The sequence below is a fragment of the Streptomyces sp. NPDC002790 genome (assembly GCF_040295505.1).
Taxonomy (GTDB): Bacteria; Actinomycetota; Actinomycetes; order Streptomycetales; family Streptomycetaceae; genus Streptomyces.
Genome location: NZ_JBEOVM010000073.1, coordinates 13,262 through 32,238 on the forward strand (window position 1 = coordinate 13,262; position 18,977 = coordinate 32,238).

At 68.2% G+C, this 18,977-nt stretch carries 23 protein-coding genes and 2 tRNA genes; 6 read left to right on the top strand and 19 right to left on the bottom strand.

Going from position 1 to position 18,977, the window contains the following annotated elements:
• Positions 1-38: 38 nt before the first annotated feature.
• Positions 39-1,094: a hypothetical protein gene (locus ABT004_RS26025; RefSeq protein WP_351341418.1), complete on the top strand. Its 1,056-nt coding sequence runs from the start codon at positions 39-41 to the stop codon at positions 1,092-1,094.
• An 88-nt stretch (positions 1,095-1,182) separates the two neighbouring features.
• Here the strand turns inward: ABT004_RS26025 and clpX are convergent, their stop codons facing one another.
• The 5 genes from clpX to ABT004_RS26050 form a co-directional block, all read right to left on the bottom strand.
• Positions 1,183-2,469, bottom strand: coding sequence for an ATP-dependent Clp protease ATP-binding subunit ClpX (gene clpX / locus ABT004_RS26030; protein WP_351341421.1), 1,287 nt, complete (start codon positions 2,467-2,469; stop codon positions 1,183-1,185).
• 155 nt (positions 2,470-2,624) lie between these two features.
• Positions 2,625-3,284, bottom strand: a complete 660-nt coding sequence (locus ABT004_RS26035) for an ATP-dependent Clp protease proteolytic subunit (RefSeq protein ID WP_351341423.1) — start codon at positions 3,282-3,284, stop codon at positions 2,625-2,627.
• A gap of 62 nt (positions 3,285-3,346) precedes the next feature.
• Positions 3,347-3,952 (bottom strand): ATP-dependent Clp protease proteolytic subunit, encoded by a 606-nt coding sequence (locus ABT004_RS26040; protein ID WP_351341472.1) that lies wholly within the window; start codon positions 3,950-3,952, stop codon positions 3,347-3,349.
• A gap of 393 nt (positions 3,953-4,345) precedes the next feature.
• On the bottom strand, positions 4,346-5,728 hold the full coding sequence (gene tig / locus ABT004_RS26045) for a trigger factor (RefSeq protein WP_351341426.1): 1,383 nt from the start codon (positions 5,726-5,728) through the stop codon (positions 4,346-4,348).
• A gap of 160 nt (positions 5,729-5,888) precedes the next feature.
• Positions 5,889-5,965: transfer RNA gene (locus tag ABT004_RS26050), tRNA-Pro, on the bottom strand.
• Between the two features lie 139 nt (positions 5,966-6,104).
• On the opposite strand from ABT004_RS26050, the gene ABT004_RS26055 reads away from it, so the two are divergent.
• A tRNA-Gly gene (locus ABT004_RS26055) sits at positions 6,105-6,178 on the top strand.
• Positions 6,179-6,244: 66 nt separating this feature from the next.
• Here the strand turns inward: ABT004_RS26055 and ABT004_RS26060 are convergent.
• The 11 genes from ABT004_RS26060 to ABT004_RS26110 form a co-directional block, all read right to left on the bottom strand.
• The gene (locus ABT004_RS26060; protein WP_351341429.1) at positions 6,245-7,414 is read right to left on the bottom strand and encodes a tyrosine-type recombinase/integrase; all 1,170 of its coding nucleotides are present in this window, start codon (positions 7,412-7,414) and stop codon (positions 6,245-6,247) included.
• Complete coding sequence (locus tag ABT004_RS26065; protein WP_351341432.1) at positions 7,414-7,614, bottom strand: excisionase family DNA-binding protein; 201 nt, start codon at positions 7,612-7,614, stop codon at positions 7,414-7,416. The genes ABT004_RS26060 and ABT004_RS26065 overlap by 1 nt, the downstream gene beginning before the upstream one ends.
• A complete protein-coding gene (gene repSA / locus ABT004_RS26070) occupies positions 7,611-8,948 on the bottom strand; it encodes a replication initiator protein RepSA (RefSeq protein WP_451192244.1) in 1,338 nt (445 codons plus the stop codon). Before repSA ends, ABT004_RS26065 begins: the two co-directional genes overlap by 4 nt.
• A gap of 50 nt (positions 8,949-8,998) precedes the next feature.
• Positions 8,999-9,187, bottom strand: a complete 189-nt coding sequence (locus ABT004_RS26075) for a hypothetical protein (RefSeq protein WP_351341436.1) — start codon at positions 9,185-9,187, stop codon at positions 8,999-9,001.
• Between the two features lie 87 nt (positions 9,188-9,274).
• The gene (locus ABT004_RS26080; RefSeq protein WP_351341439.1) at positions 9,275-9,589 is read right to left on the bottom strand and encodes a SpdD-like protein; all 315 of its coding nucleotides are present in this window, start codon (positions 9,587-9,589) and stop codon (positions 9,275-9,277) included.
• Positions 9,590-9,612: 23 nt separating this feature from the next.
• Positions 9,613-9,771 carry a hypothetical protein gene (locus ABT004_RS26085; RefSeq protein ID WP_351341442.1) on the bottom strand — a complete coding sequence of 53 codons (159 nt, stop codon included), beginning with the start codon at positions 9,769-9,771 and terminating at the stop codon, positions 9,613-9,615.
• A gap of 11 nt (positions 9,772-9,782) precedes the next feature.
• Positions 9,783-9,974: a mobile element transfer protein gene (locus ABT004_RS26090; RefSeq protein WP_351341445.1), complete on the bottom strand. Its 192-nt coding sequence runs from the start codon at positions 9,972-9,974 to the stop codon at positions 9,783-9,785.
• 22 nt (positions 9,975-9,996) lie between these two features.
• A complete protein-coding gene (locus ABT004_RS26095) occupies positions 9,997-10,635 on the bottom strand; it encodes a DUF2637 domain-containing protein (RefSeq protein ID WP_351341448.1) in 639 nt (212 codons plus the stop codon).
• A 78-nt stretch (positions 10,636-10,713) separates the two neighbouring features.
• The gene (locus ABT004_RS26100; RefSeq protein WP_351341451.1) at positions 10,714-10,893 is read right to left on the bottom strand and encodes a hypothetical protein; all 180 of its coding nucleotides are present in this window, start codon (positions 10,891-10,893) and stop codon (positions 10,714-10,716) included.
• 85 nt (positions 10,894-10,978) lie between these two features.
• Positions 10,979-12,337: an FtsK/SpoIIIE domain-containing protein gene (locus ABT004_RS26105; RefSeq protein ID WP_351341453.1), complete on the bottom strand. Its 1,359-nt coding sequence runs from the start codon at positions 12,335-12,337 to the stop codon at positions 10,979-10,981.
• Positions 12,338-12,340: 3 nt separating this feature from the next.
• Positions 12,341-12,697 carry an SCO3933 family regulatory protein gene (locus ABT004_RS26110; RefSeq protein WP_351341456.1) on the bottom strand — a complete coding sequence of 119 codons (357 nt, stop codon included), beginning with the start codon at positions 12,695-12,697 and terminating at the stop codon, positions 12,341-12,343.
• Positions 12,698-12,878: 181 nt separating this feature from the next.
• Here ABT004_RS26110 and ABT004_RS26115 point away from each other — a divergent pair, with 181 nt between their 5' ends.
• Together ABT004_RS26115 and ABT004_RS26120 are read left to right on the top strand one after the other, a co-directional pair.
• Positions 12,879-13,610, top strand: a complete 732-nt coding sequence (locus tag ABT004_RS26115) for an XRE family transcriptional regulator (protein ID WP_351341458.1) — start codon at positions 12,879-12,881, stop codon at positions 13,608-13,610.
• 35 nt (positions 13,611-13,645) lie between these two features.
• Positions 13,646-14,116, top strand: a complete 471-nt coding sequence (locus ABT004_RS26120) for an NUDIX hydrolase (RefSeq protein WP_351341460.1) — start codon at positions 13,646-13,648, stop codon at positions 14,114-14,116.
• Here ABT004_RS26120 and ABT004_RS26125 read toward each other — a convergent pair whose 3' ends face one another.
• From ABT004_RS26125 to ABT004_RS26135, 3 genes are all read right to left on the bottom strand, one after another.
• A complete protein-coding gene (locus ABT004_RS26125) occupies positions 14,117-14,668 on the bottom strand; it encodes an HD domain-containing protein (RefSeq protein ID WP_351341462.1) in 552 nt (183 codons plus the stop codon).
• A gap of 227 nt (positions 14,669-14,895) precedes the next feature.
• The gene (locus tag ABT004_RS26130; RefSeq protein WP_351341464.1) at positions 14,896-15,066 is read right to left on the bottom strand and encodes a hypothetical protein; all 171 of its coding nucleotides are present in this window, start codon (positions 15,064-15,066) and stop codon (positions 14,896-14,898) included.
• Positions 15,067-16,069: 1,003 nt separating this feature from the next.
• Positions 16,070-16,264 (bottom strand): hypothetical protein, encoded by a 195-nt coding sequence (locus ABT004_RS26135; RefSeq protein ID WP_326022563.1) that lies wholly within the window; start codon positions 16,262-16,264, stop codon positions 16,070-16,072.
• 509 nt (positions 16,265-16,773) lie between these two features.
• On the opposite strand from ABT004_RS26135, the gene ABT004_RS26140 reads away from it, so the two are divergent.
• Together ABT004_RS26140 and ABT004_RS26145 are read left to right on the top strand one after the other, a co-directional pair.
• On the top strand, positions 16,774-17,937 hold the full coding sequence (locus ABT004_RS26140; RefSeq protein ID WP_351341467.1) for an acyltransferase family protein: 1,164 nt from the start codon (positions 16,774-16,776) through the stop codon (positions 17,935-17,937).
• 69 nt (positions 17,938-18,006) lie between these two features.
• Positions 18,007-18,801 (top strand): SDR family NAD(P)-dependent oxidoreductase, encoded by a 795-nt coding sequence (locus tag ABT004_RS26145; RefSeq protein WP_351341469.1) that lies wholly within the window; start codon positions 18,007-18,009, stop codon positions 18,799-18,801.
• Positions 18,802-18,977 lie beyond the last annotated feature (176 nt).

Consider the following 18,977-nt stretch of genomic DNA (forward strand, 5'->3'; position numbering starts at 1 on the left):
TGTCGGCAGCACATAAGCAACGGGAGGGAATACCAGTAATGAGCCACAACCAGCCGGGCCCATACGGGAACCAGCCGCCCCAGCAGCCGGGCCCGTACGGTCAGCAGCCCCAGCAGCCGGGACCCTACGGCCAGCCGCAGCAGCCGGGCCCGTACGGACAGCCGCCGCAGCAGGCGCCGCAGCCCGGCTACGGTTACCCGCAGCAGCCGCCCCAGCAGGCGCCCCAGGGGGTTCCGCCCCAGCAGCCGCCGGGTCCGTACGGACAGCCGCCGCAGCAGGCGCCCGGCGGTTACGGCCAGCCCCAGCAGCCGGGCCCGTACGGGCAGCCGCAGCAGGCTCCGTACGGCCAGTACCCGCCGCAGCCGCCCACCGGCGGGGGCGGCAGCAAGAAGGTGCTGGGCATCGTGATCGCCGCGGTCGTCGTGGTGGCGGCGCTCGGGGCGGGTGGCTATTTCATCTTCGTCGACGGCGACAGCGGCAGCAGCGGCGGCGGCTCGTCCGTGGCGGACGACGGCGCGCACAAGCTGACGACGCCGGCCACGGTCCTCGGCGAGTACCAGAAGAGCAGCTCGGACACGTCCAGCAGCGGCACCTTCACCGAAGACGACGTCGCGGAGGCCAAGAAGTGGGGCGTGACCGACCCCAAGAGCGTGAACGCCAGCTACAAGGCGGGCTCCGGCACCTCGGTCAAGGCGATCAACTTCGGTGGCGTCTACGGCAAGATCGAGGACCCGGAGAAGGTCGTCGACTCGATGTTCGCCGAGATGGAGAAGAAGTCCAAGGCGGACGCCGGCGGCGCGAGCGGCGCCAAGGTCTCCTTCGACGGCTCGCCCCAGAAGTTCGAGCCGGCCGGCTTCAAGAACGGCGTCATCAAGTGCCAGAACGCCAAGTACGAGATGCCCGGCGGCAGTTCGTCCACCGCGGGCGTGCCGTCGAGCTTCAAGATGCCGATGTGCATCTGGGGCGACCACAGCACGGTCACGTACATCGTGTACTCCGACAGCGGCGCCATCATCTCGAAGAAGGAGCAGCCGCTGAGCGAGGCGGCCGACACGACGGCGAAGCTGCGCGACGAGGTGCGCGTCAAGTCCTGACGGTCTGCACCCGCACCGCCCGCACCACATGAGAAGGGCCCCGGTCGGAGATCCGACCGGGGCCCTTCTCATGCAGACTGACGCTTGGCTACGCCGACTTCTGTTCGCCGCTGCCGCCGCCGCGGGCGTCCCGCGGGATCAGCGTCGGGTTCACGTTCGAGTGGACGGCCTCCGCGGTGATGACGACACGGGCCACGTCCTTGCGGGACGGGACCTCGTACATCACCGACTGGAGGACCTCCTCCATGATGGCGCGCAGCCCTCGCGCGCCGGTGCGGCGCAGGATCGCCTGGTCGGCGATGGCCTCGAGCGCCTCGCGCTCGAAGTCCAGCTCCACACCGTCCAGTTCGAAGAGCCGCTCGTACTGCTTGACCAGAGCGTTCTTCGGCTCGACGAGGATCTGGAGCAGCGCCTCGCGGTCGAGGTTCTGGACCGCGGTGATGACCGGGAGCCGGCCGATGAACTCCGGGATCATCCCGAACTTCACCAGGTCCTCCGGCATGACCTCCTGGAACTGGTCCTTCTCCTCCAGCTCGCGCTTGGAGTGCAGGGTCGCCCCGAAGCCGATGCCCTTGGCGCCGGCCCGCGACTCGATGATCTTCTCCAGACCGGAGAACGCGCCGCCCACGATGAACAGCACGTTCGTCGTGTCGATCTGGATGAACTCCTGGTGCGGGTGCTTGCGGCCGCCCTGCGGAGGAACCGAGGCACTGGTGCCCTCAAGGATCTTGAGGAGGGCCTGCTGTACGCCCTCACCGCTCACGTCACGCGTGATCGACGGGTTCTCCGACTTGCGGGCGACCTTGTCGATCTCGTCGATGTAGATGATCCCGGTCTCGGCCTTCTTGACGTCGTAGTCGGCCGCCTGGATCAGCTTCAGCAGAATGTTCTCGACGTCCTCGCCGACGTAACCGGCCTCCGTCAGCGCCGTCGCGTCGGCGATGGCGAACGGGACGTTGAGCATGCGCGCCAGCGTCTGCGCGAGGAGCGTCTTTCCGGAGCCGGTCGGGCCGAGGAGGAGGATGTTGGACTTCGCGAGTTCGATCGCGTCGTCCCGCCCGTTCGCCCCGCCGTTCTCGCCGGCCTGGACGCGCTTGTAGTGGTTGTACACCGCGACGGACAGCGCCTTCTTGGCCGCTTCCTGTCCTACGACGTAGCTCTCGAGGAACTCGTAGATCTCGCGCGGCTTGGGCAGTTCCTCCCAGCGCACTTCACTGGTCTCTGCGAGCTCTTCCTCGATGATCTCGTTGCAGAGGTCGATGCACTCGTCGCAGATGTATACACCGGGGCCTGCGATGAGCTTCTTGACCTGCTTCTGACTCTTTCCGCAGAACGAGCACTTGAGCAGATCGCCGCCGTCACCGATGCGTGCCACGAGGTGCTTCCCCTTCGCCTGGGAGACGCTCGCGTAAGCGGCTCCTGGTGCCTGTATCCGACGGTACCTTGCCGGGCCCCCCGTTCGGGCCCCCCTTGGCACGGTTCACTTTGACGGGAACCGTGCCAAGGGGACGGCAGACGATACAGCGCCTACTACGCGATCGCCTCGTTGTTCATCTTGCGCGTCGAGACGACCTGGTCGACCAGGCCGTACGCGAGCGCGTCATCGGCCGTGAGGATCTTGTCGCGCTCGATGTCGTCGCGGATCTTCTCGATCGGCGTCGTCGAGTGCTTGGCCAGCATGTCTTCCAGCTGAGCACGCATACGCATGATCTCGTTGGCCGCGATTTCCAGGTCGGAGAGCTGCTCACGGCCGGTGCCGCCGGAGGGCTGGTGGATCAGCACGCGCGCGTTGGTCAGCGCCATGCGCTTGCCGGGGGTACCGGCGGCCAGCAGGACGGCGGCCGCGGAGGCGGCCTGGCCCATGCAGACCGTCTGGATGTCCGGCTTCACGAACTGCATCGTGTCGTAGATGGCCGTGAGGGCCGTGAACGAGCCGCCGGGGCTGTTGATGTAGATCGAGATGTCGCGGTCCGGGTCCATCGACTCCAGGCACAGCAGCTGCGCCATGACGTCGTTGGCCGACGCGTCGTCGATCTGCACGCCGAGGAAGATGATGCGCTCCTCGAAGAGCTTCGCGTACGGGTCGTACTCGCGCACGCCCTGCGAGGTGCGCTCGACGAAGCGCGGCACCACGTAGCGGTTGTCGACCTGGGGGCCCGTGTACAGGCCGCTGCCGGGGAAGTTGTTCATGGTCGGTGTTCCGTCCTGGTGAGGGTGGGCTTTGGCTGGCCGTGCCGACGTGATCGCGAGGATCAGGCGCCGGTGCCGCCGCCGCCCGGAACGCCCGTAGCGGCAGTGATGATCTCGTCGATGAGGCCGTACTCCTTGGCCTCCTCGGTGGTGAACCAGCGGTCGCGGTCACCGTCACGGATGATCGTCTCGATGGTCTGGCCGGAGTGCAGGGCCGTGATCTCGGCCATGCGCTTCTTCGTGCGCAGCAGGTACTCGGCCTGGATCTTCACGTCCGACGCGGTACCGCCGATGCCCGCGGAGCCCTGGTGCATCAGGATGTCGGTGTGCGGCAGCGCGAAGCGCTTGCCCGCCGTGCCACCGGTCAGCAGGAACTGGCCCATGGAGGCGGCCATGCCCATGCCGATGGTGATGACGTCGTTCGGGATGTACTGCATGGTGTCGTAGATCGCCATGCCGGCCGTCACCGAGCCACCGGGGCTGTTGATGTAGAGGTAGATGTCCTTGTCCGGGTCTGCGGCAAGGAGCAGCATCTGCGCGGTGATCTTGTTCGCGATGTCGTCGTCGACCTGCTGGCCGAGGAAGACGATGCGCTCGCCGAGCAGCCGGTTGTACACATGGTCGCCGAGGCCACCACCGATGGACGGCTCGCCTGCGGCGGAAGGCATCAGATTCGTCACGTATCCACCTGCTCGTCTCTGACGGCTACGCGCCGTCTCGCGTCTTTAGCTGGGGCCGGGGGCCGTGCTCGGACTCCCCTGCCCTCCTCTTCATGGACCCTAACGCGCGGCTCCCTCAGGAGAATCCCGCGAGTGGAACTGTTCGCTGTGAGCGCAGGTTCGCTCCGCTCATGTGCGGAGTGGCTGAGCACGGCTCCCCAGGGGCGCGGGGAACTGCGCGATCCCCATGCATGACCGCAGGCGGCCACAGAAGCTCAGGCACGACGCGTCATGCGCCCCATCGGGGCTGGGCGCGCAGTTCCCCGCGCCCCTTACGGGGCACTGAGGCCCCCGGAACCGTGATGGTTCCGGGGGCCTCAGTCACGTTCCTGAACGGAGCGGTTACTTGGCCTCGGCCTCGGCGGACTCGGCGGACTCGGTGGCGGCCTCGGTGGCCTCCTCCGTCTCCTCCTCGTCGTCCGACAGGTCGACGACCTCGCCGTTGGTGTCCTTGACGGTGGCGGCCTCGACGACCACGGCAAGGGCCTTTCCGCGGGCGACCTCGCCGACCAGCATCGGGACCTGGCCACCCTCGACGACGGCCTGGGCGAACTGGTCGGGGGACATGCCGGAGGAGGCGGCGCGGCGCATGAGGTGCTCGGTGAGCTCCTCCTGGCTGACGTTCAGCTTCTCCTTGTTGACGAGCTCGTCGAGGACGAACTGCGTCTTGATGCCCTTGACGGCCTGCTCGCTCGTCTCGGCGTCGAACTCCTCGACCGTCTTGCCCTGGATCTCGAGGAACTTCTCGAGGTCGAGGCCCATCTGGCCGAGCTGGTGGTTCTCGAGGTTGTGCTTGCGGGTCTGGACCTCGTCCTCGAGCAGCTTCTCCGGGACGGGGACCTCGACCAGCTCGAGCAGCTTCTCCAGGACGCGCTCCTGGGCCTGCGTGGCCTGGTCGTTCAGCTTCTGGTTCTCGAGGCGCTTGCGGCTGTCGGCCTTCAGCTCGTCGAGGGTGTCGAACTCGGAGGCGAGCTGCGCGAACTCGTCGTCCAGCTCCGGCAGTTCGCGCGCGGCGACCTGGCTCACCTTGACGGTGACCTCGGCGTCCTTGCCCTCGGCGGAGCCACCCTTGAGCTCGGAGGTGAAGGTGGCCTCGCCACCGGCCTCCAGACCCTTGACGGCGTCGTCGATGCCGTCGAGGAGCTCGCCCGAACCGATGGTGTACGAGACACCGGAGGCGACGCCGTCCTCGAGGACCTCGCCCTCGACCTTGGCCTCCAGGTCGATCGTCACGACGTCGCCGTCCTCGGCGGCGCGCTCGACCGGCGCGGTGGAGGCGAAGCGGTCGCGCAACTGCTCGACGGCCTTGTCGACGTCCTCTTCGGTGACCTCTGTGGCGTCGACCTCGACCTCGATGCCGGAGTAGTCCGGGATCTCGATCGTCGGGCGTACATCGACCTCAGCAGTGAAGTTCAGCGTCTCGCCGTCCTTCAGGTCGGTGATGTCGACCTCGGGCTGACCGAGGACGTTGAGCTCCGCCTCGTTGACGGCCTCGGTGTAGAACTTCGGGAGCGCGTCGTTGACGGCCTCCTCCAGAACCGCACCGCGGCCGAAGCGCTGGTCGATGACCCGGGCGGGGATCTTGCCCTTGCGGAAGCCCTTCACCGTGACCTGCTGGTTGATCTTCTTGTACGCCGCGTCGAGGCTGTCCTTGAGCTCCTCGAAGGGCACCTCAATGCTGAGCCGAACCCGGGTCGGGTTCAGGGTCTCGACGGCGCTCTTCACGGTGGGTCTCCTTGGGGGCTGACTTCTGGGATCGTGCCCGGCTAAGAGACACACGGGCATGCAGCTTGCATAGTAACGGCACGCCGGTGCTGACCCACAATGCGATCTTGGAGAACCCCGGGGTGGCCGGCCCTGTCCGCGACGGCCACTCTCCGAACGCTGGTCGGGGTGGCGGGATTTGAACCCACGGCCTTCCGCTCCCAAAGCGGACGCGCTACCAAGCTGCGCCACACCCCGTCGGTGCGACACGTAGGGTACATGCCCGCAGGCCATGCGGCTCCCGCGCTGCGGGCCGCGGGAAACGGGGTGTGCGCTCGGCGCCCTCGACCCGCTACGATGCCTGCGTACCGCGGTCACCGACCTGCGGTGCGGCTGTGCGGGCGTAGCTCAATGGTAGAGCCCTAGTCTTCCAAACTAGCTACGCGGGTTCGATTCCCGTCGCCCGCTCCAAACGACTCAAGGCCAGGTCAGAGGCGCTTTCCTCTGCCTGGCCTTGATCGTTTCCGAGGGGCCCGTTCAGTCCTCCGTGTCCCCCGCGTGCCCCTTGCGCTTTCGATCTTTCTTCTTCTTGGACTTCTTGCCGCTCTTCCGGCCCTTCTTCACGATCTCGCTCACGGCGTCCGCGATCAGCCGGTCACGGTCAGCACTGGCGTGCTGATAGATCAGTGCGGCCCGGGTCGTGCTGTGTCCCATGCGGGCCATGAGTTCCCGCGTGCTCGCGCCGGTCGAGGCTGCGAGGGTGTTGCCCGTGTGGCGGAGATCATGGAAGTGCAAGCCCTTGATCTCGGCGTCTTCGCAGGCCGCATGCCACAGCTTGTTGAAGTGGTTCCGCCGCGGGGTCCCGCCCTTGACGCCGATGAAGACCCGACCGTCGGCGCCCGGCTCCGCGTACTGCCCGAGGTGAAGGCGGATCTCCGCGAGGATCACGACCGGGATCCCAACCGTGCGCTTGCCCGCAGCGCTCTTGGGTGCCTTGATCTCCTGCTGTCCGTTGAACAGCTCAGCGACCGAGCGCCGGACCCGTACCGTGCGGTGCTCCAGGTCGATGTCACGGCGATGCAGGCCGACCAGCTCTCCCCAGCGCAGACCGAGGAAGCCAGCCATGAGGACGAGCGCCCGGTAGCGCGGCTGGATCGCGTCGGCGAGCGCGTAGACCTCTTCCACAGTGGCCGTCGGCCGCTCCGGGGTGTGCACGGTGCTTGCCCCCTTGATCTGGCACGGGTTCCGCCTGATCATCTGGTCTGCCACGGCCGTGCCCAGGATCGAGCGGAGCAGCGCGTACGCCTTGGCGACCGTGGTCGGGCCCGTCCCGGACGCAAGCTTGTCGGCACGCCAGCTCCGAACGAGTGCGGGCGAGATCGCCGCCACGTTGACGAGGCCGAAGGCGGGTTCGAGGTGGTGCTTCAGGAGCGAGCCGTAGAGCTGTCGCGTGGTGCTCGTGATCTCCCGTTCCTTGATCCACGCTGTGGCGTACGGACCGAAAGGGACCTTCCCGGCGTCCGGGTCGTGCCAGTCGCCGCGGCGTAGCTCTGCCTGTTTGTCGGCGAGCCAGTCGTCGGCGTCCTTCTTGGTGCGGAAGGTCTCAGGCGCCGGACGGAGCTGCCCGTCAGGTGCCAGGTAGCGAGCCTGGTAGCGGCCGGACTGGAGCTTGCGGACACGGCCGAACCCTCGACGTTTGCCGGGCATCAGGCAGCCACCCCCAGCCGGCGACGAGGCTCCACCGTGTGCGCGCTGATGTAGTCGCGTACGGCGCTCTCAGGGATGCGGACGTGTCGGCCGACCTTGACGTACTTGATCCGACGTTCCTCGATCAGGCGCCGCGGAAAACGAACGGTCGTGCCGAGGAGTTCGGCGACCTGGACGACGCTGAGGTATCGATCATTCATGCTGCGACTCCTTCCGAGGCGCGTTGGTCTTGCAGGGCTTCGCGTGCTGTCTCGCGGTTCAGTTGGAGGTCTCGGGCGATCGACGCGGCGAGGGCTGACTCGCCCGGCGTGTGGCCGTGCCCGGCGTACTGCCAGTCAGCGAGCACGAGCACCGTGTCCGGCTCGTAGTCGGGCAGGCCGAGGGCTTCGCGTTCTTGGGCGGCTCTGAAGTCGGCGCGGGCCTGGCGGAGTTCGCCGAGCGTGGTCGAGTACCGGCGCGACTTGGAGGAGAAGTGGCCGCGGAAGCCGAGCATGTGCGCCCAGGCCCAGAGGCGGCGGTCCGGGTAGAGCGGATCGAGCAGCTTGCACGCTTTGATCAGACGGCGGGCATGGTCGGGCACGCCGTGACGATCGAGTTCGGCCAGCTCCCCGATCCGGCGGTCGAGGGTGCCCGTGTTCTCTGCCGCCTTGGTGGCGTACTTGGCGACGTAGGAGGCGACTGCCTGCTCTGTGATCTCGGAGCCGTTCCCGAACGCTTTGACCGGGCGGACATCGAGCTGTTGGCCCCAGCGGAAGGTGCGGGCCGGTTGGCCGTCGGCGGCCGGAAGGCTGACGCTCGTGTAGGCGTGCAGTGCCGCGGCCCGGATCACGTCATCGAGCAGGCCGACGCTGGCCCAGGAGGGAGGCGGGGTGCCGGGCCCGTCCGGTCCGTCGAGGCGAATCACGGCGTGGAAGTGGATCGCACCACGCTTCTGGAATTCGGCGACCTTGCCGTACGAGACGCGGGCAGTGTCAGCGAGTTCCCGTTGTGTGATCCCGGCACGAGCCGCGATCTCACGGCGCAGCCGGTTGACGAACCGCATCCACAGCTCGCTGGACAGGTTGTTGAAGAGGACCGCGCCCGCGTAGTCGTAGGTTGCCGGATTGAGCGCCGTGCCGAGGGCCGGATCGTCCGGGGCATGGCGGGCGCCGCAGCGGCAGGTTCCTCGGTCCGGCCGGTTGTGGACCGGGCCGAAGGACGGCGCCGTCAGGGTGGCGAAGACGCGCGGGTGATCGCGGACCGTGGGCGCAAGGTCCCGGCGGTCGTCGCCGACGAGACCGGCACGGATCAGGTGGTAGGTGTCTCCGGCGTAGGTCCAGGCGCAGGCCGGGCAGCGGGAGGCCCGGCGGTTGCCACAGGCGACGCGGAGGCGCCCACCCGGCTCGGTCTCGGTCGAGTAGTGGTGCAGGGTCTCACCGGTCGTCTTGTCCTTGGTCAGCGTCCATCCGGTCAGGTGGATGGGGTTGGCGCAGCCGCCGGTTCGGCGGATCTGGTCTTGCCAGCGGTCGAAGCCGTCGGACCCGGCCACCCGCATCAAGTCGCCGAGGGTGGTCGGGTCGAGGCCCGCGAAGGTCGCGGAGTCGGTCACGCGGCCACCTTCCGGACAGCGAGGGCCGGGCGGAGGGAACCGGAGCCCTTGCAGGTGTGGCAGGTGACTGTGACGACGGGCAGGTTCCCGCGGTTGTCGCGGCCGAGGCCGGAGGATACGGCGACGAGGGGGAAGCCGTCGCAGTTCGGGCAGACCCGTCCCAGGTGGCGGATGCGGTCGGTCATGATGAAGGTTCCTTCCGGATCTTTGGTTCGGACAGGGACGGCGCCCGGGCGGCGGAGACTTGGTGGTTGAGGCCGCCCGGGGGCCGGTCAGCGGTGCTTGTGCTCGGAGGCGATGAGCGAGCGGACGACCAGCGCGACGATCGCGAGCGAGCCCGCGGTGACCGCAACGGCGAGGAGCATCGAGACGAGGACGGTTCCGACGACGAGGACCGCCGCGGTACCGCCGCCGACGAGCAGGGCCAGGGCGCCGGGGGTGAGCTGGACCGTCGGCCGAGTCGGCATGGGGGCCGGGGCGTACGGCTCGGGGGTGTGGTGCGGGACGACGCTCGTCGGCTCGACCACGGCGGGCGGGGTGACGTACCCCGTAGGTGCGGGCATGGTCGGGATCTTCGGACGGAGCATGGTGGATCTCCTTTCAGGGCGGGCTACTTGTTGACGGCTGTGTCGATGACCGGGGAAAGCAGGCTGTCGGCGAGGAGGTAGCCGCCGAGCAACAGCAGGGCGATCAACCACCACGGCGGGCGGATGAGCCGGATGCCGACGAGTCCGACGCACGCGACGAAGAACCACAGCGGTACGTCCATGACTGGGCTCCTCAGCGGACCTTGCAGCGGTGGGTACGGGCAGCGAGCTGGGCGGCGGACTGGCTGCCGTAGTCGGCGGACCAGCCGCAGCGCTCGGAGGTGCACACGGCCGCGTGCTTGGTGTGGCCGTGCCGGTCGCGGTGGGTGCCGATCCGCACAGGGCCGATACTCATCACGGAGTGGAAGAAGTCGCGGGCAGGCATGACGATCGGTTCTCCTTGTCAGTCAGGTGAGTTGAGCGGCGATCGCGTCGGCCATCGGAGCCGGGACGCCGAGGCGGGCGCGCAGGGTGTCGGTGTCGATCGAGGCGCCGGTTCGGGCGCGGTGGTCGTCGGCGACCTTGCGGGCGTGGTCGACCAGCGCGGCAGGCACCTCAGGGACGGTCGGCGATTCGGGCAGAGCCGGGGCCGCATCAGGAGCGGAGACCGGTTCGGGGGCCGGGGCTGCGGGCGCCGGCGGAACCGGCACCCGGTCCCCGGCCGCGGTGTCGGCGGGCGACCGCACGGTTGCCGAGTGAGCGAGGAGCGTGCCGCCGAGGAACGCGAGAGCGGGCCATCCGGCGACCCCGAAACGCAGCCAAGCGGGCGGGTGAGCGAGATCGAGGAATCCTGCGGTGGCGACGTTGGCGCCGAGCGAGGCGACCAGCGCGACCAGGAACCAGCTCCACGCCAGGCGCGAGGGCCCGTCGGCCCGCAGCCGCCGCCATGCCGCAACCAACAGCAGGTCGACCGAGATCGGGTAGGCCCATGCCTTCCAGCCGTCTTGTCCGGCCGCGGCGGCAAGGTCGTGCAGGTGGGCGAAGGACAGCGCACCGGCGATCACGGCTTGTACGAGTACGGCATCCAGACGGATCGAGCGGAGCATGTCTTCACCTCCTTCAGGGAGTTGGGGCCAGGGCCGGGCGGGGCTCACGGAGTCCGGCCGCCCGGTCCCGGCAGGTGTTCAGTCGGTGGCTTCGCCGGAGCCGAAGCAGGCCAGGCACATGCCGGTCTGCTGGTGATCGGTGGTCCGCTGCTTGCGTCCGCCGACCCGGACCGCGGTCGAGATCTCTCCGGAGCCCTTGCAGGTCTTGCACTTCGGCGGGGTCGCGGCCTTGCGGGCGGGGCTCTTGCGTGTGGCCATGGGTGGTGCTCCTTCCGGTGATCAGGCATGGGCGGGGTAGGGACGTGGCGCGAGGCGGTCGCGCCGACCGGAGTACGAGGAGGGGTCAGGCAGCCGTCGCGGCGGACTTCTCGACAGCCGGAGCCGGGACCGGCTTCAGGTGCGGCAGCGCAGGCCGGAATGGCGCCAGCTCGGGCAGGTCCGGGGTGCGCTCGGCGTACCGGTTGCAGACGTTCACGGCCTTGCGCAGCGAGGTGTACGGCGCCCGGATGCGGGACCAACCGCCGGTCGAGTCGCCGGAGATCGCGACGCCGTGTGCATCGGCGGGGATGGAGATCGCGGCGAGTACGGCGTCCGGGGCGATGTCCCCGAAGGCCATGTTCGCGCTCGTCTCGTCATTGACGCGGTGTGCGGTCCGCCCGGTGAGCTGGGCGCGCAGCATCGTGATGCCCTTGCCCAGCTCCGAGCCGAAGCGTTGCCCGCAGATCTCCAGATAGACACCGGCCGCACGGCCGAGCTGGGCCAGGCGGACCAGGGACGTGATGATCCGATCGCGACGCTTCTCCTCTGCCCTGCTGGCGTACAGGGCGAGTTCGGCCACCTCGTCGACGAGGACGACGATCGGGACCGGGCGCAGGTCCTCGGGCAGGTCCCAGATGTCCGCGGCGATCTCCGCATCCGGGATCGCGGACGCGACACCTTGGTGTGCGCGGATGATCTGGTAGACGCCCTCCATGTGGTCAACGAGTGCGTCGAGGAGATCGGCCGCGGTATCGGGGTTGTCAGCCAGCGCCGAGAACCGGCGGGCAAGCGGGAACAGCTCGACTCCCTGTTTGCAGTCGATGCCGACCAGCGCCACATCACGCGAGGCGAGTTCGGTCACCAAGTTGCGCAGGTAGACGGACTTGCCGGACTCCGTGGCGCCGATCGTCAGGCCGTGCGGGATGGCCCGGAAGTCGCGGTAATGCACCGCGCCGTCTTCGCGCAGGGCGACCGGGATGCGCATCGGTGCCGGGTCTGTCAGGGCGGGCATCTGCACCCGCTTGAGCACGTCATAGCCGGTCATCCGCAGCTCGACGACGCCCGAGCGCAGTTCGCGCGAGGTGACGCCGTACATCGCGAACGAATGCCGCAGCCGGTCCGTGGACGCGGCCACATCGAAGGCGTCCTGTCCAGGTCGCAGCCCCAGCCGCAAGACAAGGCCGGTCCGTGTCGGACGGACACGCAGGATGCGCGGGGCCCGCGGACCGGGCATCTCCCGATGGGTCAGCCTGGCCAGACGCAGCCGCCAGCGAGCGGGCGGGACGGTCAGGCCACAGGCGTCCATGACCGAGCCGTACCGGACCAGGACGCGCAGCACGGCGAGGGTGACCCCGAAGGTCAGCCAGTACCAGGCGGGGCGCCGCCACCGCAGGAGACCCGCGGCAGCAACGACCAGCAACACGACGGCGAGCAGCCATGTCATGGCTCAGGCCGCCTTCGGCTTCGAGGCACCCGCGGCGAGCGAGGTGACGGCGACCGCGCGGAAGGAGATCCCGTGCCGCGTGCCGTTACCGAAGTCGTTCTCCCACGGACGAGCGATCAGCCCGGTCAGCGCGACCGGCGTCCCCATCACCAGCTCACCGGAGATGCCCGGCTCAGGAACGGTGACGGGAAGGATCTCCACCTCATCGTTGGAGGAGAACATGACCTCCACGGTCATCAGCGAAGCGCCGGACTCGATGTCCGTGGCGATCTCACCGGTACGGCGGTCCTTGACCTTGGGCTGCGGAGGCTTGGCCACCATCACGACGGCGGCGGAAGTGTCGACGGGAATCTGACGCATCGTCTCTTCTCCTGATCTTGCGGGGAATTGACCCGCTGTTCGGCGGTGAGACCAGGAGACTCCCGAAGGGGGTGGACGGAGCACCGACCCTATGGACCTTTGGGGACGTCTTCGGTATCGTCGAAAACGTCCCAGCGTCCCAACACGCCGCCAAACAGGGCGAGTTAGAGGGAGCGGCATCATGGCGAACGACCGACTGCGCTCAGCGATCTCCGCGAAGGGCGAGACCATCCAGACCCTTGCCGATCACGTCGGCATCGACCCCAAGAGTGTCGAGCGGTGGATCTCCAAGGACCGGACGCCGCACCGGACTCACCGCTGGAAGGCGGCGCAGTACCTCGGAGCGGATGAGGTCTACCTGTGGCCCGCGGTCGAGAAGCAGGCGGACACGGCCAGCGCATCAGAGCTGATCACGTACTACCCGCACCGGGGAGCAGTTCCGGCGAACCTGTGGGACTACCTCATCGAGAACGCCACGAGCCACGTCGAGATCCTCGTGTACGCGGGACTCTTCCTCTTCGACGGGCACCCGGACCTGGCCGACCAGTTGGCCGAGAAGGCTGGATCAGGAACCGAGGTTCGCATCCTTCTTGGCGACCCCGACGCACCAATGATCAAGCAGCGCGGGGAAGAGGAAGGGATCGGGGACGGCTTGGCGGCCCGGGCCCGGATCACGCGCCAGTACCTCGAACCGGCGATGAACGTCCCCGGCGTCGAGGTCAGGCTTCACGACACGATCCTGTACAACTCGATCTACCGGTTCGACGACGACGTGTTGGTGAACCCGCACGTTCTCGGAGCGCCAGCCGGACAGAACCCGGTCATGCACTTCCGGTACCTGCCCGGAGCCCGGACCTTCCGGCACTACATGAAGAGCTTTGACTACGCGTGGGAACGAGGGCGCCCAGCGTAGAGCGGTCAGCCAGCCCGGCATGCGACGCTGAGAGCATGGCCCGCATCGACTACGTGAATGATCCGAACGCCCCGAAGGCGAACAGCATCGTCCCCTCGGTGGTCGCTGTTGCCGTCAACGAGGCCGGAGAAGTCCTGCTGATCCACAAGACCGACAACGACCTGTGGGCACTCCCCGGCGGGGGCGTCGAAGTCGGCGAGTCGGTTGCCGACGCCGCCGTACGCGAGACCAAGGAAGAAACCGGGTTCGACGTCGAAGTGACGGGGCTGACCGGCCTCTACACCGACCCCGGTCACGTCATGGCGTACGACGACGGAGAGGTACGCCAACAGTTCTCGATCTGCTTCACCGCCCGCATCGTCGGCGGCGAGCCCCGAACGAGCAGTGAGAGCAAGGAAGTCGCGTTCGTCGCACCGGATCGGTTGGGTGAGCTCAGCATCCATCCGTCCATGCGGATGCGAATCGAACACGGCTTGTCCAACCGGCCCGCTCCCTACATCGGTTGATCAACCACGGAGCCGGGCACGCGTGCGCTCGACAGCCCCACTCAGGTACGGGCGAGCCTTGCTGATCGCGGTGTGCACGACGCTGCCCGCCTCGTACCGATCAAGGATCTCGTCCATACGACGATCAAAGTCGAAGGACTGCCCGGCGGGGCCAGTCGTCATGTCGGCGTAGATCAGCGCATCGAGGAGCGGCGAGTCCTCACGCTCATACACGGCCAACTCGGCGGACATGCCGCGCTGCTCTGCCTCGTACACAGCTCCGGAATGGTGAGCAACCAGCCGCACGAGCCGGTCGGGAGCGCCGAGGGAGGCCAGGTGCCGGGCCCCGTCAATGGGGTGAAACCCAGTCCCGCGCAACTCTGGGGCATACCCGATGTCATGCAGCCAGGCAGAGGCGACGAGGAGATCACGTTCCGCCTCAGGTACAGCCGCCGAAGCCTCGCGCGCCCGGGCTGCAACAGCCTGTGTGTGCAGCCAACGATTCCCGAGCGGGGGCAGCAGAGACTCAGCCAGTTCGGCCGCTCCCTGAGGCGTATCCAGTGCAAGAGGCATGATTCGCACCGTAGCCGAATCAGCAGGCCGCCCAACAGGGTGAAGCCGGTCGTTCCGGATCACCACGAGCGCGGTGGAACTTTCCCTACTTCATCAAGGCCCGCGCACGGCGCGGGCGCGCGCCGCCTTGCGGCGCGGACGGCCTCCTTGTCTTCGCCACCGGCCGGCCGCGCCCGGCGGCGCGCTCGCGTGCGATGCGGGCGAAGGGGAAACCCGGCTCTTCGTGACTAACCGTCGTCGCCGTCGTCGTACCCCGGAAAGAGCCGCGTGCCGATCCAACCGCCACCGATGAAGCCCAGAATCCCGGCCACGACGGCGCCGAAGCCGGAGCCCGCGCCGCCCAGCTTCCACACCACGACCGCAGCTCCGAGCGCGCACACCACAGCAAGGACAGCCACTGGCGGGCGCGTCCATCTGTCGTGGTGCTGGATAGGGCCGTTCATGTTCATGCCTCCACGGTGACACGAGCACTCGGCGATGCGGGAGAGACCAAGGTCACTGGTCACGGTCAAAGACGATGCCTCCGGCGGGGGCGCTCCGGCACCGGGGGCCGGGGGAACGCTGCCGGGTGCGGATCCGCGGGTGGTTGCGTGAAGGGTTCCCATCCCGTCCGCCGTCGACCCAGGCAAAGCCGAGCAGACGTGGCCCATGGCGTCCAGGTCGTTCGTACAGTGGCGCGCTCCACCTGGACGCCATGAACCACGCCCGCTCCACTGCGTGTGGGTCGACGGCGGACGGGATGGGAACCGGGAACCGCTGTGGTCAAGAAGGCGCCGACGGTCCGGGCGGTTTGTGGGGAAAGGCCCAAGGTCCCTACACGCTGTCGGTGACCATGCCGCACCCTGGACTAGATGAGCAGCGGCGGAGGGCCCCACAGGCCAGTTTCAGGCGAGGAGTTCATCGCAGTGTGCTTCGGCCTGTGCGCCTTCCTGCCCCCGCTACTGGTGGGAATCATCACAGGTGCGGCGGTGGACTCCGGCCTTGTGCCCATAGGCGGAGCCATAGGCGGACCCACAGGCGGAGCCATAGGCTCTGCGCTCGTGACCGGTTGCATCAGCTACAAACTCGCACTCCGGCTGGAACGGCGCATGGAGAAGTCGATGGAGCGGCAGATGCGCGAAGACGGAGACGAAGCCCCCTAGATCGTCCGTGTCCCTCACGTGCCCGATGGACCGGCACGCGCCGGGGAACCACGGGGACTACCGGCGAGCGCTACGAGAACGCACAGGTCAGCATCTTGCCTGGTCAGGCCGGGTGCGCGTACGCGATCTTCCAAACTAGCTACGCGGGTTCGATTCCCGTCGCCCGCTCTTGTGAAAAGCCTCCGGCCCGGATCCACTCCTCGTGGACCGGGCCGGAGGCTTTTTCGCGGGCCTCCGCCGGGTGTCCTGACAGGGGCCTTCAGAAATGGATCGCGCTGACACTGTCCGCGACCGAGTTGAGGAAGTTGTTGATCGCAGGCGCCATTCCGGTCGATGCGAGGAAGAAGCCGAAGAGCACCGCGACTATGGCGGGCCCCGCCTTGATCGAGCCGCCGCGCATGAGGACGACGAGGACGATCGCCAACAACAGCACCACTGACAGCGAAATGGCCACACTGATCACACCCTAGGTCGGTCCGCTCTCCCGGCCCGGGGGGTTCAGCCCCACCCCCCGCCAGAACCATCGTGCCACCAACCCGGCACCTGTATGCGGCCCGTGACGCATCGTCGGCCACGTACCGGCGGGTTTCGGCTTGATCGTTTCTATCGCCCCGCGTCCCCCACGCGCGCGCCGCCCTCGCGGCCTGCAGGCTTCTCTCAGTTTCCCCTTGGTTTGCACACAGGAAAATCAAGGAAATGCGATGTCCAATTACTGACCAAGCCGCACGGGACGAATCGGTCATTTCACCTAGGGCGGGCAAACCGATGGGGCACAACCGCACAAACTCCATGCCGACTTCCGCACAAACGGGGTACCTGGAAACGCCGAGGAGGAATCGAATCGATGGTTTTACGAAATCACAGCGGCCGCACTAAGGTGCCTCAGATGTTCCACGCTGCCATCGTCCCCACCGGCGCAGTGCGGCCCTCCACGTTCTCCCCGAGTTCCTGGTGGGAGGGCCCGTGACCAACTCGCTGCACCCGCAGGGCTCGCACCGCACCCCGCTGCCACCGGCCGCGCGGCCCGCGGCGGATGTCACTCCGCAGAAGACCCAGCAGACACCGGCCCCCGCTCCGGCCGAAGCCCCCGTCAAGCCCAAGCAGCGCGACGCGTTCTTCGACAACGCCAAATACCTGGCCATCGTCTTCGTCGCGATGGGCCACTCCTGGGAGCCCCTGACGGGCGGCAGCCGTACCGCCGAAGCGCTGTACGAGATCGTCTACACGTTCCACATGCCGGCGTTCATCATCATCTCCGGCTATTTCTCGCGCAGCTTCGACATGCGGCCCGACCGGCTGCGACGGCTCATCACCGGCGTCGCCGTGCCCTACGTGATCTTCGAGGTCGCGTACAGCCTCTTCAAGAGGTGGGCCGACGACGACCCCACACATCCGATCAGCCTGCTCGACCCATGGTTTCTGACCTGGTTCCTCGTCGCGCTGTTCATCTGGCGGCTCACCACGCCGCTGTGGAAGATCGTCCGCTGGCCGATCCCGCTCTCCATCGCGATCGCCGTGCTCGCCGCGGTCTCCCCCGACATCGGCGACGACCTGGACCTGCAGCGCGTGCTGCAGTTCCTGCCGTTCTTCGTGCTCGGCCTGTTCCTGAAGCCCGAGCACTTCCAGCTCGTGCGGCGGCGCGAGGTGCGGATCCTGTCCGTGCCGATCGCGGCCTGCGCCTTCCCGCTCGCCTACTGGGCGGCTCCGCGCATGACGTCGGTGTGGTTCTACCACCGCGACAGCGCGCAGGAGCTGGGCGTCCCGTGGTGGGTCGGCGTCGTCATGACGCTCGCCCTGTTCGGCTGCTCGATCGTGCTCACCGCGTGCTTCTTCTCGTGGGTGCCGGGGCGGAAGACGTGGTTCACGGTGCTCGGCGCCGGGACGCTGTACGGCTACCTGCTGCACGGGTTCCTGGCGAAGGGCTCGCGGTTCTGGGGCTGGTTCGACGCGGACTGGGTGCACACCCCGTACGGCGAGGTCGCCGTCACGCTCATCGCGGGCGCGGTCGTCACCGCCCTGTGCACGCCACCGGTGCAGCGGGCCTTCCGTTTCGCCATGGAGCCGAGGATGCCGTGGGCGTTCAAGAAGGACGCCACCGAGACGGCGCGGGCCAGGCAGCGGGCCTGACGTGGTTCGGGTAAGGGTGGGACCGGGGGCCCCGACCACTCTCACCCGAACCGCGAGGAGCCCGGCCTCATGCAGATCAACCTGACGGGACGCACCGCCCTGGTCACCGGATCCACCCAGGGCATCGGCGCCGCCATCGCGACGGGTCTGGCCCGGTCCGGGGCCCGCGTCGGCGTCAACGGCCGGACCCGGGAGCGCGTGGACGAGGCCGTGGCCCGGATCAGAGCCGACGTACCCGGCGCCGGCCTGGTGCCGGTCGCGGCCGACGTCACCACGGAGGACGGCCTGCGGGACGCCGCCGCGGCGCTCCCCCACATCGACATCCTGGTCAACAACCTGGGCATCTTCGGCTCCGCCGACCCCCTGAAGATCACCGACGCGGAGTGGCGCCGCTACTTCGAGGTCAACGTGCTGTCCGCGGTCCGGCTGATCCGGCACTATCTGCCCGGCATGACCGAGCGTGGCTGGGGCCGGATCCAGAACATCGCGAGCGACTCGGCCGTGGTGATCCCCGCCGAGATGATCCACTACGGGATGTCCAAGACGGCGCTGCTCTCGGTGACCCGCGGCTTCGCGAAGCAGGCCGCCGGCAGCGGTGTGACCGTCAACTCCGTCATCGCGGGTCCCACCCACACGGGCGGTGTCGAGGACTTCGTCTACGAGTTGGTCGACCGCGAGCTGCCCTGGGACGAGGCGCAGCGCGCCTTTATGCGCGAGCACCGCCCGCAGTCCCTGCTGCAACGGCTCATCGAGCCGGAGGAGATCGCGAACATGGTGGTCTACCTGGCCTCCGGCCAGTCGAGCGCCACGACCGGCGGTGCTCTGCGGGTGGACGGCGGTTACGTGGACTCGATCCTGCCGTAGGCCTGCGGCCAGGCAGCTCAGGCCTTCACGCAAGCCGGCGCCGCGCCGTCCCTCCGCCCACGGGGCTCCGCCCCGGACCCCGCGCCTCAATCGCCGGCGGGGCGGGGATTATAAAACCCACCCCGCGCGGGCGGGGGGGGAAAGGGGCCGCCCGCCACACGCCCCCCGAAGCCCAC

Excerpts from the sequence above, each read along its gene's own strand:
- ABT004_RS26025 (WP_351341418.1), top strand. The coding sequence starts at position 39 with ATGAGCCACAACCAGCCGGGCCCATACGGGAACCAGCCGCCCCAGCAG.
- ABT004_RS26035 (WP_351341423.1), bottom strand. The coding sequence starts at position 3,284 with ATGAACAACTTCCCCGGCAGCGGCCTGTACACGGGCCCCCAGGTCGAC.
- ABT004_RS26040 (WP_351341472.1), bottom strand. The coding sequence starts at position 3,952 with ATGCCTTCCGCCGCAGGCGAGCCGTCCATCGGTGGTGGCCTCGGCGAC.
- ABT004_RS26060 (WP_351341429.1), bottom strand. The coding sequence starts at position 7,414 with ATGCCCGGCAAACGTCGAGGGTTCGGCCGTGTCCGCAAGCTCCAGTCC.
- ABT004_RS26065 (WP_351341432.1), bottom strand. The coding sequence starts at position 7,614 with ATGAATGATCGATACCTCAGCGTCGTCCAGGTCGCCGAACTCCTCGGC.
- repSA (WP_451192244.1), bottom strand. The coding sequence starts at position 8,948 with ATGCGGGTGGCCGGGTCCGACGGCTTCGACCGCTGGCAAGACCAGATC.
- ABT004_RS26075 (WP_351341436.1), bottom strand. The coding sequence starts at position 9,187 with ATGACCGACCGCATCCGCCACCTGGGACGGGTCTGCCCGAACTGCGAC.
- ABT004_RS26080 (WP_351341439.1), bottom strand. The coding sequence starts at position 9,589 with ATGCTCCGTCCGAAGATCCCGACCATGCCCGCACCTACGGGGTACGTC.
- ABT004_RS26085 (WP_351341442.1), bottom strand. The coding sequence starts at position 9,771 with ATGGACGTACCGCTGTGGTTCTTCGTCGCGTGCGTCGGACTCGTCGGC.
- ABT004_RS26090 (WP_351341445.1), bottom strand. The coding sequence starts at position 9,974 with ATGCCTGCCCGCGACTTCTTCCACTCCGTGATGAGTATCGGCCCTGTG.
- ABT004_RS26095 (WP_351341448.1), bottom strand. The coding sequence starts at position 10,635 with ATGCTCCGCTCGATCCGTCTGGATGCCGTACTCGTACAAGCCGTGATC.
- ABT004_RS26100 (WP_351341451.1), bottom strand. The coding sequence starts at position 10,893 with ATGGCCACACGCAAGAGCCCCGCCCGCAAGGCCGCGACCCCGCCGAAG.
- ABT004_RS26105 (WP_351341453.1), bottom strand. The coding sequence starts at position 12,337 with ATGACATGGCTGCTCGCCGTCGTGTTGCTGGTCGTTGCTGCCGCGGGT.
- ABT004_RS26110 (WP_351341456.1), bottom strand. The coding sequence starts at position 12,697 with ATGCGTCAGATTCCCGTCGACACTTCCGCCGCCGTCGTGATGGTGGCC.
- ABT004_RS26115 (WP_351341458.1), top strand. The coding sequence starts at position 12,879 with ATGGCGAACGACCGACTGCGCTCAGCGATCTCCGCGAAGGGCGAGACC.
- ABT004_RS26120 (WP_351341460.1), top strand. The coding sequence starts at position 13,646 with ATGGCCCGCATCGACTACGTGAATGATCCGAACGCCCCGAAGGCGAAC.
- ABT004_RS26125 (WP_351341462.1), bottom strand. The coding sequence starts at position 14,668 with ATGCCTCTTGCACTGGATACGCCTCAGGGAGCGGCCGAACTGGCTGAG.
- ABT004_RS26145 (WP_351341469.1), top strand. The coding sequence starts at position 18,007 with ATGCAGATCAACCTGACGGGACGCACCGCCCTGGTCACCGGATCCACC.